Source organism: Curtobacterium sp. APC 4022 (assembly GCF_030407555.1).
In the GTDB taxonomy this organism is placed as follows: Bacteria; Actinomycetota; Actinomycetes; order Actinomycetales; family Microbacteriaceae; genus Curtobacterium.
In genome coordinates this window covers 1-14955 of sequence record NZ_JASDDD010000008.1, presented here as the reverse complement: position 1 = coordinate 14955, position 14955 = coordinate 1, and the positions used below count along the sequence as shown (strand labels likewise).

The following is a 14955-nucleotide window of genomic DNA, read 5'->3' as shown; positions in this document are numbered from 1 at the left end:
GGCGGCGGGAGCGCTGCCCTGCTGCTCGTCGCTCACGCTGCCGGCTCCAGGGCCGCACGGATGCGGTCGGCACGGTCGGCCACGAGGGCGGCGACACCGTCCGGGCCGTCGCCGAGCAGACCGCGGGACTCGTTCACGAGCACCTGCTCGGCCCGGCTGCCGTACAGCGCACGGAGGTCCTCGATCCGGGCACCCTGGGCACCGAAGCCCGGCGCGAGCACCGGGGCGGTACCGATCTCGTCGGCGGTGATGCCGAAGTCGTCGAGGTCGAGGGTCGCGCCGAGCACGAGCCCGACGTCCCCCAGGGCCTGGTCGGCCGTCGTCCGGTTGTCGTCTGCCACGTCGACGACGATACCGGCAGCCACGGTCCGCCCGGCACGCGGGCCCTCGGCCAGCACCGCGGTCTGCAGGACCCGGGCCTCCGGGTTGCTCGTCGCGGCGAGCACGAACACACCGGCGCCGTTCTCTCGGGCGACGGCGATCGTCCCGGCCAACGAGCCGTAGCCCAGGTACGGCGACACGGTCATCGCGTCCGCCGCGAACGGTCCGTCGCGGTCGAGCCACGCCAGCGCGTAGTCGTCACCGGTGGACCCGATGTCGCCGCGCTTGACGTCCGCCACGACCAGGAGGCCCGCATCACGTGCACGACGGATCGTCGCGTCGAGTGCGCGGTAGCCGGGCACGCCGGCCGCCTCGAAGAACGCGATCTGCGGCTTCACCACGGCCGCGCGACCGGCGGCCGCGTCGACGAGGGTCGCGCCGAAGGCGGTGAGTCCGGCCTCGTCGCGGCCGAGCCCCCACGCCGCCAGGGTGGCGGCGTGGGGGTCGATGCCGACGCAGAGTGCGGACCGCGACCCGATGGCGGCGGCGAGCCGGACGCCGAACGGGGTCGGGCCTCCAGACCGGACTGGGGTCACCAGCCGGCTCGTTCGAGCGCGTAGTCCTGCAGGCTCCGGACGCTGTGCGGCGTCCCGATCGTCTCGATGGCCGCGACCGCCGCGCCGAGCTGCGAGATCGTCGTGAACAGCGGCTTGTCGGCCGCCACGGTCGCCGCGCGGATCTCGTACCCGTCCGCGCGACCGGCGGCACCGCTCGGCGTGTTGATGACGATGTCGACCTCGTTGCGGGCGAGCAGGTCGACGACGCTCTCCTGCCCCTGGCTGAACTTGCCGACGACGCCCACCAGGATCCCGTTGCGGCGGAGCACCTCGGCGGTGCCCTCGGTCGCGATGATCGTGAAGCCGAGCTGCTGCAGACGGTGCACCGGCAGGACGATGGCGCGCTTGTCGGTGTCGGCGACGCTCACGAACACGGTGCCGCTGGTCGGCAGCCCGCCGTACGCGGCCTCCTGGCTCTTGAGGAACGCCCGCGGGAAGTCGCGGTCGATGCCCATGACCTCACCGGTGGAGCGCATCTCGGGGCTGAGCACCGAGTCGACCACCTGGCCCTCGCGGGTGCGGAAGCGTCGGAAGGGCAGCACGGCCTCCTTGACGGCGATCGGGGACTCCATCGGGACGAAGGCGCCGTCGCGGCTCGGCAGCAGTCCCTCGGCGACCAGGTCGTCGATGCTCGTGCCGGTCATGACGCGGGCAGCGGCCTTGGCCAGGGCGATGCCGAGCGCCTTCGAGACGAACGGCACCGTGCGGCTGGCGCGGGGGTTCGCCTCGAGCACGTAGAGCACGCCGGCCGCGATGGCGAACTGCACGTTGAGGAGTCCGCGGACGCCGACCCCGCGGGCGATCTTCTCGGTCGCGTCGACGACGGCCTGGATCTCCGCGCGACCGAGGCCGACCGGGGGCAGGGTGCAGGAGGAATCACCGGAGTGGATGCCCGCCTCTTCGATGTGCTCCATGACGCCGCCGACGTAGAGCCGGTCGCCGTCGTAGAGCGCGTCGATGTCGATCTCGACCGCGTCGTCCAGGAAGCGGTCCACGAGCAGCGGCAGCTCCGGGCCGATGATCGCCTGGTCGGCCATCCGGTCGAAGTAGTCGGCGAGGGTGTCGGAGTCGTAGACGATCTCCATGCCGCGCCCGCCGAGCACGAAGGACGGACGGACGAGCACCGGGTAGCCGATGCCCTCGGCGACCGCGGTGGCGCTGGCCAGGTCGTGCGCGGTGCCGTTCTTCGGCGCGAGCAGACCGGCGTCGTCGAGGATGCGCGAGAACGCACCGCGCTCCTCGGCCAGGTCGATCGCGTCCGGGCTGGTGCCGAGGATCGGGATGCCGGCGGCCTCGAGCGGCTTCGCCAGGCCCAGTGCGGTCTGGCCGCCGAGCTGCACGACGACGCCGACGACCTCGCCGGAGGCCTGCTCGGCCGCGATGACCTCGAGGACGTCCTCCACCGTGAGCGGCTCGAAGTAGAGCCGGTCCGAGGTGTCGTAGTCGGTCGAGACCGTCTCCGGGTTGCAGTTCACCATGATCGTCTCGAAGCCGGCGTCGCTCAGTGCGAAGGACGCGTGCACGCACGAGTAGTCGAACTCGACGCCCTGGCCGATGCGGTTCGGGCCGGAGCCGAGGATGACGACCTTCTTGCGGTCGCTCGGGGCGACCTCGGTCTCGGTGTCGTAGGACGAGTAGTGGTACGGCGTCAAGGCCGGGAACTCGCCGGCGCAGGTGTCCACGGTCTTGAACACCGGGCGGATGCCGAGCGCGTGACGCTGGTCACGGGCCTCCTGCTCGGTGATGCCGCGCAGCGATGCGATCTGCGCGTCGCTGAAGCCGTGCTCCTTCGCCCAGCGGACGGTGTCGGCGTCGAGCGTCTCGGCGGCGCGGACCTCGTCGGCGACCTCGTTGATGAGGACGATCTGGTCGATGAACCAGGGGTCGATCTTCGTGGCCTCGAAGACCTCGGCCGCGGTGGCGCCGGCGACGAGCGCCTGCTGCACCGTGACGATGCGGCCGTCGGTCGGGATCGACGACTTCTCGAGCAGCGCGGCCTTGTCGAGCTGGTCGGCCGGGACGTCCCAGTGGAAGCTCGACCCGCGCTTCTCGAGCGAGCGCAGCGACTTCTGCAGCGCGGTGGCGTAGTTGCGGCCGATCGCCATCGCCTCGCCGACGCTCTTCATCGTCGTGGTGAGGGTGGCGTCGGCGGCCGGGAACTTCTCGAACGCGAAGCGCGGGGTCTTCACCACGACGTAGTCGAGCGTCGGCTCGAAGCTCGCCGGGGTGACGCGGGTGATGTCGTTCTGGATCTCGTCCAGGCGGTACCCGATGGCGAGCTTCGCGGCGATCTTGGCGATCGGGAAGCCCGTGGCCTTGGACGCCAGCGCGCTCGACCGCGAGACGCGGGGGTTCATCTCGATGACGATGAGGCGCCCGTTCGACGGGTCGACCGCGAACTGGATGTTGCAGCCGCCGGTGTCGACGCCGACGCGACGGATGATGTCGATGCCGATGTTCCGCATGTTCTGGTACTCGCGGTCGGTCAGCGTCAACGCAGGGGCGACCGTGATCGAGTCGCCGGTGTGCACGCCGACCGGGTCGACGTTCTCGATCGAGCAGACGACGACCGTGTTGTCGGCGTTGTCCCGCATGAGCTCGAGCTCGTACTCCTTCCAGCCGAGGATCGACTCCTCGAGCAGGACCTCGGTCGTCGGGCTGGACTGCAGCCCGTCGCCGACGAAGCGGACGAGTTCCTCCTCGGTGTACGCGAAGCCGGAACCGAGACCACCCATGGTGAAGGACGGCCGGACGACCAGCGGGTAGCCGAGGTCCTTCGCGAACTCCTTCGCCTCCTCCAGCGTGTGGGCGATGTGGCTGCGTGCCACGTCCGCGCCGGACTCGAGGACGAGCTCCTTGAAGAGCTGGCGGTCCTCACCGCGCTGGATGGCGTCCACCTTGGCGCCGATGAGCTCGACGCCGTACTTCTCGAGGATGCCGGCCTCGTCGAGGGAGATCGCCGCGTTCAGTGCGGTCTGCCCACCGAGGGTCGGCAGGACGGCGTCCGGCTGCTCGATGCGGATGATCTCCTCGAGCGACGCGTTGGTGATCGGCTCGATGTACGTCGCGTCGGCGAAGTCCGGGTCGGTCATGATCGTCGCCGGGTTCGGGTTCACCAGGATGACGCGGACGCCCTCGGCGCGGAGCACGCGGCAGGCCTGGGTGCCGGAGTAGTCGAACTCGGCGGCCTGCCCGATGACGATCGGGCCGGAGCCGATGACCAGGACGGAGCTGATGTCGGAGCGCTTGGGCATCAGTTGCCCTCCTTCGTGGTGTCGGAGCCGTGCGTCGGGTCGGCGGCGGGCGTGGTCGCGTCGGCGGTGGCCGCGTCGAGCGGCTCCCCCTGCCGACGGGCGACCACCATGTCCCGGAAGCGGTCGAAGAGGTACATGCTGTCGTGCGGTCCGGCAGCGGCCTCGGGGTGGTACTGCACGCTGAACGCGGGAATGTCGAGCGCCCGGAGGCCCTCCACCACGTTGTCGTTGAGCGAGTAGTGCGAGACCTCGACGCGGCCGAAGCCGACCGGGGACTCGAGGACCTGCCCGACGGGCGCGTCGACCGCGAAGCCGTGGTTCTGGCTCGTGATCTCGACCTTGCCGGTGGTGGTGTCGAGCACCGGCTGGTTGATGCCGCGGTGTCCGAACGGCAGCTTGTAGGTGCCGAAGCCGAGCGCGCGGCCGAGCAGCTGGTTGCCGAAGCAGATCCCGAAGAACGGGCGGCCGTCGCGGAGGCTCTCCTGCAGCAGGGTCACCTGCGCGTCGGAGGCCGACGGGTCGCCGGGGCCGTTCGAGTAGAAGAGCGCGTCGGGGTCGAGCTCACGGAGCCGTTCGACCGTGACGTCCTGCGGCAGCACGTGCACCTCGAAGCCGCGCTCGGACAGGTAGCGGGTGGTCGACGACTTCACGCCGAGGTCGAGGACGGCCAGCGTGCCGATCCGTTCCCCGACCGGTTCGACGACGTACTCCTCGGCCGTGGAGACCTCGGCGGACAGGTTCTTGCCCGCCATGCCGGCTTGCTCGGTGACGACCCGGAGCTGCTCGTCGGCGTCGAGCGTGGCGTCGGCCCCGCTGAACACGCCGCCCTTCATGGCGCCGGCGTCGCGGATGCGGCGGGTCAGGGACCGGGTGTCGATGCCGGAGATCCCGACGATGCCGTCGCGCACCAGGTGCTCGTCGAGCGAGGCGTCCGCGCGGTGGTTCGAGACCACGCGGCTGGGGTCGCGGACGACGTAGCCGGCGACCCAGATGCGACGGGACTCGGGGTCCTCGTCGTTGACGCCGGTGTTGCCGATGTGCGGCGCGGTCTGCACCACGATCTGCCCGGCGTAGGAGGGGTCGGTGAGGGTCTCCTGGTACCCGGTCATGCCGGTCGCGAAGACCACCTCGCCGAGCGTGCGCCCGCGGGCGCCGTAGGCCCAGCCGTCGTACCGGGTGCCGTCTTCGAGGACCAGTACGGCCCGTTCGCGTGTCATGAGTTCGTCCCTTCGCCCGCGGTCTGCGGGGAGTCGTTCGTCGTCGCCAGTCCCTGCAGGGCGGTGAGCGCTTCCGCGTCGCCCTCCGGGAACCGGAAGTAGGTGTCGAGGTCCGTCGCTGCTGCGGCGCCGGTCGCCGTCCATCGCAGTCGGACCAGTCCCCCGGGCTCGACCACACGGTCGATGGCCCACGTGGCCCGGTCGGCGCCGCGGACGGCACTCCGGGCGATCCACCGGTCGTCCACACCGGCGTGGTGCAGCACGACACCGGTCGCGTGCACCGTCACACCGCCGCGGCCACGGAAGCCGAGTCCGCCGGCGGTGATCCGTTCGAGCGGCTGGTCGGCGCGGGTCGTCGCGACGGTGAAGCCGTCCCAGGACCCGGCCGCCGGACCGCGGTCGGCCGGCACCGGGACGGGAGGCACGGCCTCCGCCTGCCGTCGGCTGCGCGTCCGCCAGGTGCGGGCCATCGCGACGAACAGCGCGGCCACCGCGAGCAGGATGACCCCGCCCAGCAGCCAGCGTGCCGCGTCACCGCTCATGCCGTCGCCATCCGTGCCGCCGCTGCCCGTGCCGCGACGGTCTCGCTGTCGACGAGCTGTCCGTCGAGGAGCGTGGGCATGCCGTGGTGGAAGGTCGCCACGACCCGGCCGGGCAGCGGCATGCCGAGGTACGGCGAGTTCTGCGACTGCCCGTGCAGGTCGGCTGCCGAGAAGTCGCGGCTCGCGGCGGGGTCGTAGAGCGTGATCTCGGCCGGGGCACCCTCGGCGATCGCGTGGCCGTGGCCCTCGACCTGGCCGATCCGGGCCGGGGCGCTCGAGAGCACCCGGGCGACGTCGGCCCAGTCGAGTCGACCGTCCTCGACCACGGCGGCGTGCACGACGCGCAGCGCGGACTCGAGGCCGACCATGCCGTTCGCTGCGGCGGGCCACTCGCAGTGCTTCGCCTCGGCCGGGTGCGGGGCGTGGTCCGTCGCGACGATGTCGATCGTGCCGTCGGCGAGGGCCGCGCGGAGTGCCTCGACGTCCTCGCGGCGGCGGAGCGGCGGGTTCACCTTGTAGCGGGCGTCGTAGCCCGGGGCGCCATCGTGTCCGGCGATGAGGTCCTCGGTGAGCAGGAGGTGGTGCGGGGTGACCTCGGCGGTGACGTCGATGCCGCGGGTCTTCGCCCAGCGGATCACCTCGACGCTGCCCGCCGTGGAGACGTGGCAGACGTGCAGTCGTGCGCCGACGTGCTCGGCGAGCAGGACGTCGCGGGCGATGATCGACTCCTCGGCCACGGCCGGCCAGCCCGCCAGGCCGAGCTCCGAGGACAGGCGGCCCTCGTTCATCTGCGCGCCGATGGTCAGGCGGGGCTCCTGCGCGTGCTGGGCGAGCACCCCGCCGAAGCCCTTGATGTACTCGAGCGCCCGACGCATGAGCAGCGGGTCGGCGACGCACGAGCCGTCGTCGGAGAACACCCGGACCTTCGCGCGGGAGGTCGCCATCGCGCCGATCTCGGACAGGTGCGTGCCCTGCAGCCCCTGCGAGACGGCGCCGATCGGCCGGACCGTGACGTAGCCGGCGTCGTCCCCGAGCGCCTGCACCTGCTCGACGACCCCGGCGGTGTCGGCGACCGGCGACGAGTTCGCCATCGCGTTCACAGCCGTGAAGCCGCCGGCGGCCGCGGCCCGCGAGCCGGACAGGACCGTCTCGGACTCCTCGTGGCCGGGCTCCCGGAGGTGCGTGTGCAGGTCGACCAGACCCGGCAGGGCGAGCAGCCCGTCGGCGTCGACGACCGTGGCGCCGGCCGCGTCGAGACCGGACCCGACCGCGGTGACGAGCCGTCCCTCCAGGCGGATGTCGGCACGCGAGCCGTCGACCAGCTGCGCGCCACGGATCAGGTGTGCGGTCATGCGACGGACTCCTTCTGCTGGTCGCCGGTGAGGGCGAGGTAGAGCACGGCCATCCGGACCGAGACGCCGTTCGCGACCTGTTCGACGACCGTCGAACGGGCGTCGTCCGCGGCCACGCCGGCGATCTCGAGCCCGCGGTTCATCGGCCCCGGGTGCATCACGAGGGTGCGCTCCGGCAGCCGCGCGAAGCGGGCGGCGGTCAGGCCGAAGTGCCGCGTGTACTCGCGGGGGTTCGGGAAGAAGGCGTCGTTCATCCGCTCCTGCTGGATGCGGAGCGTCATCACGACGTCCGGGTCCTCGGCGAGGGCCGCGTCCAGGTCGTGGTGGACGGCGGCGCCGAACGGCCTGTCGACCGCGGGCAGCAGGGTCGGCGGGGCGGCGAAGGTGACGTGGGCACCGAGCGTCCGGAGCAGCCAGGCGTTGCTCCGGGCGACACGGCTGTGCAGCACGTCGCCGACGATGAGCACCCGGACGCCGTCGAGGCCCTGGCCGCGGCTGTCCGCGCCGTGCAGGCGGCGGCGCATCGTGAACGCGTCGAGGAGTGCCTGCGTGGGGTGCTCGTGCGTGCCGTCGCCGGCGTTCACCACGGGCACGTCGATCCAGTCGGCCTCGGCGAGCACCCGGGGGGCGCCGGACGCGCCGTGCCGGATCACGATGCCGTCGATGCCCATCGCGTCGAGGGTCTGGACGGTGTCCTTGAGGGACTCGCCCTTCGAGACGCTGGAGCCCTTCGCGGCGAAGTTGATGACGTCCGCGGACAGTCGCTTGGCGGCGGCCTCGAACGAGATGCGGGTGCGGGTCGAGTCCTCGAAGAAGAGGTTCACGATCGTCCGACCGCGGAGCGCCGGGAGCTTCCGGACCTCGCGCGTGTTGACCTCGGCCATCTCCTCGGCGACGTCGAGGATCCGCACGGCATCGTCCCGCGACAGGTCGGCGGTGGAGAGCAGGTGCCTCATGCCGCACCGCCCGGTTCCGTGCTGCCCTGTTCGATGACGACGTCGTCGACGCCGTCGGTCTCGGTCAGGTGCAGGGTGACCCGCTCGTCCCCGGCTGTCGGGAGGTTCTTGCCGACGTGGTCGGCGCGGATCGGCAGCTCGCGGTGGCCGCGGTCGACGAGGACCGCCAGCCGGACCGCACGGGGGCGTCCGATGCCCTGCAGTGCGTCGAGTGCCGCGCGGACGGTACGGCCCGAGTAGAGGACGTCGTCGACCAGGACGACGACCTTGCCGTCGACACCGCCGGCCGGGATCACCGTCGGGTGCGGTGCGCGACCGATGCCGCGGCGCAGGTCGTCGCGGTACATCGTGACGTCGAGGGCGCCGACCCGCTCACTGCCGATGCCCCCGGTGGCGGACTCCCACCCGGGCTCGATGTCGGCGAGGATGCGTCCGAGCCGCTCGGCCAGGACGGCGCCGCGGGTCGGGATGCCGAGCAACACCAGGTCCGAGCCACCGTGGTTGGCCTCGAGGATCTCGTGTGCGATGCGCGTCAGAGCGCGCGTGATGTCGGGTTGCTGCAGGACCGTTCTGGTACCCACGCAGACCTCCTTCCCCGTCTCTCTGGACGGCTCCCGTCTCTCAGGACGGCTTCAAGGATGCTGACGGGTTCGAGCCTAGTGGGACTCCTGGTCCTCCGCGACAGTCCGACCGGACGGTCCACGACCACCGGCGACGGCGCCGAGGACGCCGTTCACGAAGCCGGCCGAGTCGTCGGTGGACAGCGACTGCGCGAGCTCGACGGCTTCGGCGATCGCGACCGCGTCCGGGACCTCCGGGTTGAACCGGAGCTCCCAGACGCCCATGCGCAGGATGCAGCGGTCGAGCACCGGCATGCGGGCGATCGCCCACCCCTGCGCGTGGTCGGTGATGACGTCGTCGATCTCGTACCGGGCCTCGTCGATGCCCGTCACGATCTGCCGCGCGTAGTCCCAGCTGGAGGTGCGCTCCGGCTGGTCGAGGTGGCGGACCGTCTCGGTCGCGAGGACGTCCGCGATCGGCAGCTCGCGCACCTCGGCCACGTAGAGCATGTCGAGGGCGCGCTTGCGCGCCTTGGAACGAGCACTCATCCGGTCAGCGCCTAGTCGTTGACGCGGCCGAGGTAGTTGCCGTCACGCGTGTCGACCTTGACCTTGGTGCCGCTCTCGAGGAAGAGCGGGACCTGGATCTGGTAGCCCGTGACGATCGTCGCCGGCTTGGTGCCACCGGAGGAACGGTCGCCCTGCAGGCCCGGCTCGGTCTCGATCGTGGTGACGATCGAGGTCGGGAGCTCGACGTAGAGCGGGTTGCCCTCGTTCATCGCGATGGTGACCTGCGCGGACTCGAGCAGGAAGTTCTTCGCGTCGCCGACGACCGTCGACGGGACGCTGATCTGGTCGTAGGTGTCCTGGTCCATGAACACGTACGAGTCGCCGTCCTCGTAGAGGTACTGGTAGTCGCGGCGGTCCACCACGGCGGTCACGATCTTCGCGCCGGCGTTGAACGTGCGGTCGACGACCTTGCCCGACACGACGTTCTTGAGCTTGGTGCGCACGAAGGCGCCGCCCTTGCCCGGCTTCACGTGCTGGAACTCGACGACCGACCAGAGCTGCCCGTCGATGATGAGAACGGCGCCGTTCTTGATGTCAGTGGTACTCGCCATTGGTCTTCCGTTCGATGGTGTTGTGAAGGTCTCACGGGCTCGTGGAGCCCCGGACGAGTGTAGCGGACGGGCTACTGCCGTCGGCGCGCGACCCAGGCCTCGATCGCCGCCCACACCAGCAGCACGACGCTGGTGCCACCGAGCAGGGCCCCGGCGACGAGCGTCGAGATGACCGCGGTCGGGCGCACCGGCTCGGCGAGGTACACGACGGACAGGAGGCCCGCCCCGGCTCCCAGGAGCACGAGCAGCACCCGACGGATCATGCCCGACACCGTCTGGCGGTCCCGACGGTCGCTGAGCAGGCGGATGTTCACCGACAGCTTGCCGGCCTCCACCGCCTCGGTGATCTTGTCGATCCGCCGGGGCAGACGGCGCGCCGAGGTGACGAGGCCGAACAGCTCGCGGACCAGGACGCCCCGGATGGCCGCGGGCCGCAGCTGGTCACGGATCTGCTCGGCGGCGAGTCCGCGCGACTCCTCGAGCAGGTCGAAGGACGGGGTCAGCGTGCGGAGCGTGCCCTCGAAGATCGCGAGCGCGCGGGCCGCCGCCACGAAGTCCGCCGGCGCGCGCAGCCGGTAGCGGCCGAAGACCTCGACGGCGTCGTCGACCGTCTCGACGCCGATCCGGGCGCCCGGGCCGAGCTCCTCGGCGACGAACCGGGCCATGTCCCGACGGAAGTCCGCCTCGTCCTCCACGTTCTGGACCGGCGCCATCCGGAGCACCGTGTCGGCGATCCGCGCGGTGTCGTCCTGCAGGTACGCGGCCAACAGTTCCTGGACCGTGTCCCGGAGACCCGGGTCGAGCCTCCCGACCGATCCGAAGTCGATGAGCGCGGGCCGCCCGTCGGGCAGCACCAGCACGTTCCCCGGGTGCAGGTCCGCGTGGTAGACGCCGTCGAAGACGACCTGGCGGAGGAACGAGCGGAGGATCGAGCGCATCGGCTCGTCGAGGTCGCGGTCCGAGCGCTCGGCGCGGATCGCGCTGAGCGTGTCGCCCTCCAGGAACTCCATCACGAGCACGCGGCGGCTCGACAGGTCCCGGTAGGGCTCCGGGAACCGGACCTCGTCGGGCCGGGCGCTGCGGGCCTGGGCGGCGCGGAGCGACTCGAGGTTCCGGAGCTCGGCCGAGAAGTCCACCTGCCGGATCAGGTCGGCGCCGTACTGTTCGGCGACCTGGACGATCCCGAGCTGACGGGCCTGGGCCGAGGTCCGGGTCAGGAACCGCACGGCCCGGAGCGCGATGTCGACGTCACGGCGGACGGCCGCGTCGATGCCCGGGCGCTGGACCTTCACGGCCACCGCGGTGCCGTCGGTGAGCCGGGCGCGGTGCACCTGCGCGATCGACGCCGCGGCGACCGGCTCGGGGTCGAACGAGGCGAACACCCGGTCCACCGGCGCACCGAGTTCGGCCTCGAGCAGTGCCGTGACCTCCTCGGGCGCGGCGGGACGGACGTTCCGCTGCAGGTGCGCGAGTTCCTCGGTCCACTCCTCCGGCAGCAGGTCGTCGCGGGTCGAGAGCAGCTGGCCCATCTTCACGAACCCGCCGCCGGCCTCCTCGAGCGCACGGCGGAGGTGGTCCGCCTGGCTGCGGCGGAGCTCGGACGTCGCCGGGTCGTGCGAGAAGTCGAGGCGCCGGAAGGGCAGCAGCGCGTGCCGTCGGGCGATGCCGAGGACCTCCGCGAAGCGACGGCCCCGACTCCGGAACCCCGCGGGTTCCTGACGCTGCTGGGGGGAGAAGTCGCTGAGGCGGGGCGGGTTGGGCACGGTGTCAGTCTGCTCCGCGGGCCTGGGGTCCAGCGGGGCGCGCTGCGGTCCCGGCGCCCGACCGGGTCACACGCTCAGGCGCCGACCTCCTGGTAGGCGGTGAAGAGCAGGTGGTCCTCGGGCCCCTCGAGCGTCACGGGCTTGCCCACCGCGTCGAGGATGATGAAGCGGAGCATGCCGGCCCGCGCCTTCTTGTCGCGGCGCATGGTCGCGAGCAGGCTCTGCCAGCGGCCGAGCGGGTACGTCGTCGGCAGGGACAGCGAGTCCAGGATCGAGCGGTGCCGGTCGACCGTGGCGTCGTCCAGGTGCCCGGTGAGCCGTGCGAGCTCGGCGGCGAACACCATGCCGACCGCGACCGCCGCACCGTGCCGCCACTGGTACCGCTCGGCGTGCTCGATCGCGTGGCCGAGGGTGTGGCCGTAGTTGAGGACCTCGCGGCGCCCCTGCTCGGTGAAGTCCTCCGACACGACCTGTGCCTTCAGCTCGATCGCGAGCTCGACCACGCGCCGGAACTCCGGGGTCGTCGGGTCGGTCACGCGGTCGACGTCCGCCTCGATCACGTCGAGGATCTCGGGCACCGCGATGAAGCCGGCCTTCACGATCTCGGCGAAGCCCGCCAGGATCTCGTTGCGCGGCAGGCTGCGGAGCAGGTCGAGGTCGCCGACCACGGCGCGCGGGGCCGCGAAGGCGCCGACCAGGTTCTTGCCCTCGTTCGTGTTGATGCCGGTCTTGCCGCCGACGCTGGCGTCGACCAGGCCGAGGACCGTCGTCGGCATCGACAGGTACGGCACGCCGCGCAGCCAGGTGGCGGCGACGAACCCGGCGAGGTCGGTGACCGCGCCGCCACCGAGGCCGATCACGGCATCGGTGCGGGTGAAGTCCGACTGGCCCATGACCTGCCAGCAGAACGATGCGACCTCGATGCGCTTGGCGGCCTCGGCGTCGGGTACCTCGGCGATGAGGGCTTCGAGCCCGGCGCCGACGAGCAGCTGGCGGAGGTCCTCGGCACGGGCACCCAGGGTCGGGGCATGCACGATGAGCACCTTCGCCACGCGGGGGCCGAGCAGAGCGGGGACCGAGGCGAGCAGACCGTTGCCGATCGCGACGACGTAGCCGCCCTCACCGCCGACGCGGATCTCGGTGGTGCCTTCGGGCAGGGTCGACTCGGTCACGGTGCTCCTTCGTCGGAGGTGGGTGCTGCGGGGCTGGGTGCTGCGGGGCTGGGCGGTGCGGTACCGGGTGCTGCGGTACCGGGGGTTGCGGTACCGGGTGCTGCGGTTCGGGGTGCTGCGGGCGTGGGTTCCGCGTCGCTGCCCGGGGTGCTGCGGACCCAGGCGACGATGTCCTCGGCGACCCGGGACATCGGCCGGCGTGAGGTGTCGAACACCGCGTGGGCCAGCTCGGCGTAGGTGTCGGCCCGCTCGTCGAGGATGCGCTGCCACGCCGTGATGCCACCCGCGGCGATCAGCGGGCGGTCACTCCCGACGATCCGTGCGGCGACCGCCTCGGCCGTCACGGTGAGCAGGACGACGTGCGCCCCGGCCATCGCGGCGCGGGTGTCCGGGTGCATGACCGCTCCCCCGCCGACCGACACGACTCCGCCGGTCAGCACGGCCTGACGGACCGCGGCGGCCTCGAGTTCGCGGAACGCCGGCTCACCGTGCTCGGCGAAGAACTGCGGGAGCGGACCGTGCTCGCGGACGATCACCCGGTCGGTGTCGGTGAACGGGACGCCGAGGGCCTTCGCGACCCGGCGGCCGACGCTCGACTTGCCGGCACCCATCGGACCGATCACGACGATCGGCGCTGCGGTCGACCCACTGAGCATGACGACCATCCTCCCACAGCGACGACGGGCGGCGTCCGGTGCCCCGTGTGGGACACCGACCGCCGCCCGTCGCGTGGTCGTGCTGGTGGTCCGACCGCCTACTGGTAGTCGGGGTGTGCCCGCAGCCAGGCCTGGAACTGCTTGACGGCCTGTTCGTGCTGCGCGAGCGTGTCCGAGAACACCGTCTCCCCGGTCTCCAGGTTCACCGTCACGAAGTAGCGCCAGTTGCCGGTCGCCATCTTGGTCACCGCGTTCAGGGCGAGGTCACCCGGGTTGGAGATCGGCGCCGGCGGCAGCCCCTCGTGCTGGTAGGTGTTGTAGCGGTTCGACTTGTCCGCTCGCTCGGCGTCCGTCGTCGTCACGCGGTGGGTGTTGCCCGTGCCGTAGGCGACCGTCGCGTCGGACTGCAGGAGCATCCCGTCGTCGAGCCGGTTCTGGAACACCCGGGCGACCTTCGGGTAGTCGGCGGCGAGGCCGGCCTCCTTCTGCACGAGCGACGCGAACACGACGACGCGCTCCTGGTCGGCCTCGGCGACACCGGCGGTCTTCAGGTGCTGCTTCATGGTGTCGACCATGGTCTGGAAGTACTGCTTCGCCGTCCACTTCGGGTTGATCGGGTACGTGGCCGGGAACAGCCAGCCCTCGAGCGTGGTGACGCCGGACGGCAGACCGTAGGCGGAGAGGTCCTTCGCAGCGGCCTCGACGTCGGCCTTGCTCAGCCCGGCCTTCGAGACCATGCCGGCTTCGATGTCCGCAAGCGCCGTGCCCTCGGGGATGACGATGGACGGGTCCTGGACACGGTTGGCCTTGTCCTGCAGTGCCGTCAGCGCGGCCTTCGAGCTCATCTTCTTCTTCAGTGCGTACGAGCCCGGCTGGAACTGCACGTTCGGCGACGCGAGCAGCAGCTGGTAGAACACCTTCGAGGTCTTCACGACACCGCTCCGCTGCAGCGTCGCGGCGACGTCCTCGCCGATGTCGCCGTCCTTGATCGTGATCGTCACCTTCGAGGTGCCGTCGCCGGTGTAGTCGTCGCTCTCCTGCGAGCCCGAGATCGCGCTGGCGATGGCCTGGATCTTCGGGGCGGCGAAGTTGTAGGCGACGGCACCGCCGGCGACCACGATCGCCACGATGACGATCCCGGCGATCAGCGGGCCCTTGCGTCGCGGCGGACGTTCGTCGCGCGGCGGCCGGGAGGCTCCACCACGTCGGCCTCCGTCGTCACCACCTCGCCCTCCGGCACCGCGGCCGCCGCCGGCGAGGTCGTCACCGGCGAGGTCGTCGTCGCTGGGGCCGTCGTCGAGGGGGCCGTCCGCCGGCCGGGCGTCGGTCGCGACGGCGCTGGCTGCGGCATCCGCAGCCGCCCCGGCACTCGCGTCCTCGCCGCGCGCTCCCGGGACCGGACCGCTGTGGAGGGAGCCGCCGAG

At 71.7% G+C, this 14955-nt stretch carries 13 protein-coding genes; all 13 read right to left on the bottom strand.

From position 1 onward, the window contains the following. Positions 1–32 precede the first annotated feature (32 nt). Complete coding sequence (pyrF, locus tag QL987_RS04350) at positions 33–917, bottom strand: orotidine-5'-phosphate decarboxylase (protein ID WP_290156437.1); 885 nt, start codon at positions 915–917, stop codon at positions 33–35. Further along, a complete protein-coding gene (gene carB / locus QL987_RS04345; protein WP_290156436.1) occupies positions 914–4192 on the bottom strand; it encodes a carbamoyl-phosphate synthase large subunit in 3279 nt (1092 codons plus the stop codon). Before carB ends, pyrF begins: the two co-directional genes overlap by 4 nt. Further along, the gene (gene carA, locus QL987_RS04340; RefSeq protein ID WP_253463226.1) at positions 4192–5409 is read right to left on the bottom strand and encodes a glutamine-hydrolyzing carbamoyl-phosphate synthase small subunit; all 1218 of its coding nucleotides are present in this window, start codon (positions 5407–5409) and stop codon (positions 4192–4194) included. The genes carB and carA overlap by 1 nt, the downstream gene beginning before the upstream one ends. Further along, entirely contained in the window at positions 5406–5951 is a 546-nt protein-coding gene (locus QL987_RS04335) for a hypothetical protein (protein WP_290156435.1), read from the bottom strand. The genes carA and QL987_RS04335 overlap by 4 nt, the downstream gene beginning before the upstream one ends. Beyond that, complete coding sequence (locus QL987_RS04330; RefSeq protein WP_290156434.1) at positions 5948–7303, bottom strand: dihydroorotase; 1356 nt, start codon at positions 7301–7303, stop codon at positions 5948–5950. The genes QL987_RS04335 and QL987_RS04330 overlap by 4 nt, the downstream gene beginning before the upstream one ends. Further along, positions 7300–8259 (bottom strand): aspartate carbamoyltransferase catalytic subunit, encoded by a 960-nt coding sequence (locus tag QL987_RS04325; protein ID WP_111073580.1) that lies wholly within the window; start codon positions 8257–8259, stop codon positions 7300–7302. Before QL987_RS04325 ends, QL987_RS04330 begins: the two co-directional genes overlap by 4 nt. Next, positions 8256–8840, bottom strand: coding sequence for a bifunctional pyr operon transcriptional regulator/uracil phosphoribosyltransferase PyrR (pyrR, locus tag QL987_RS04320; protein WP_111073581.1), 585 nt, complete (start codon positions 8838–8840; stop codon positions 8256–8258). The genes QL987_RS04325 and pyrR overlap by 4 nt, the downstream gene beginning before the upstream one ends. A 75-nt stretch (positions 8841–8915) precedes the next feature. Next, positions 8916–9368, bottom strand: coding sequence for a transcription antitermination factor NusB (gene nusB, locus QL987_RS04315; protein ID WP_111073582.1), 453 nt, complete (start codon positions 9366–9368; stop codon positions 8916–8918). Between the two features lie 11 nt (positions 9369–9379). Further along, positions 9380–9940 carry an elongation factor P gene (gene efp, locus QL987_RS04310; RefSeq protein WP_166778825.1) on the bottom strand — a complete coding sequence of 187 codons (561 nt, stop codon included), beginning with the start codon at positions 9938–9940 and terminating at the stop codon, positions 9380–9382. A 71-nt stretch (positions 9941–10011) separates the two neighbouring features. Beyond that, entirely contained in the window at positions 10012–11703 is a 1692-nt protein-coding gene (locus QL987_RS04305) for an AarF/UbiB family protein (RefSeq protein ID WP_290156433.1), read from the bottom strand. 74 nt (positions 11704–11777) lie between these two features. Continuing rightward, a complete protein-coding gene (gene aroB, locus QL987_RS04300) occupies positions 11778–12860 on the bottom strand; it encodes a 3-dehydroquinate synthase (protein ID WP_111073714.1) in 1083 nt (360 codons plus the stop codon). An 11-nt stretch (positions 12861–12871) separates the two neighbouring features. Further along, positions 12872–13531 (bottom strand): shikimate kinase, encoded by a 660-nt coding sequence (locus tag QL987_RS04295; protein WP_356839628.1) that lies wholly within the window; start codon positions 13529–13531, stop codon positions 12872–12874. A 98-nt stretch (positions 13532–13629) separates the two neighbouring features. Then, positions 13630–14955, bottom strand: a 1326-nt coding sequence (gene mltG / locus QL987_RS04290) for an endolytic transglycosylase MltG (RefSeq protein WP_290156432.1), incomplete at its 5' end; no start/stop codon positions are given.

Coding starts and splice junctions, on each gene's coding strand:
- nusB (WP_111073582.1), bottom strand. CDS start 9,368: ATGAGTGCTCGTTCCAAGGCGCGCAAGCGCGCCCTCGACATGCTCTAC.
- carB (WP_290156436.1), bottom strand. CDS start 4,192: ATGCCCAAGCGCTCCGACATCAGCTCCGTCCTGGTCATCGGCTCCGGC.
- QL987_RS04330 (WP_290156434.1), bottom strand. CDS start 7,303: ATGACCGCACACCTGATCCGTGGCGCGCAGCTGGTCGACGGCTCGCGT.
- carA (WP_253463226.1), bottom strand. CDS start 5,409: ATGACACGCGAACGGGCCGTACTGGTCCTCGAAGACGGCACCCGGTAC.
- QL987_RS04325 (WP_111073580.1), bottom strand. CDS start 8,259: ATGAGGCACCTGCTCTCCACCGCCGACCTGTCGCGGGACGATGCCGTG.
- efp (WP_166778825.1), bottom strand. CDS start 9,940: ATGGCGAGTACCACTGACATCAAGAACGGCGCCGTTCTCATCATCGAC.
- QL987_RS04335 (WP_290156435.1), bottom strand. CDS start 5,951: ATGAGCGGTGACGCGGCACGCTGGCTGCTGGGCGGGGTCATCCTGCTC.
- QL987_RS04295 (WP_356839628.1), bottom strand. CDS start 13,531: ATGCTCAGTGGGTCGACCGCAGCGCCGATCGTCGTGATCGGTCCGATG.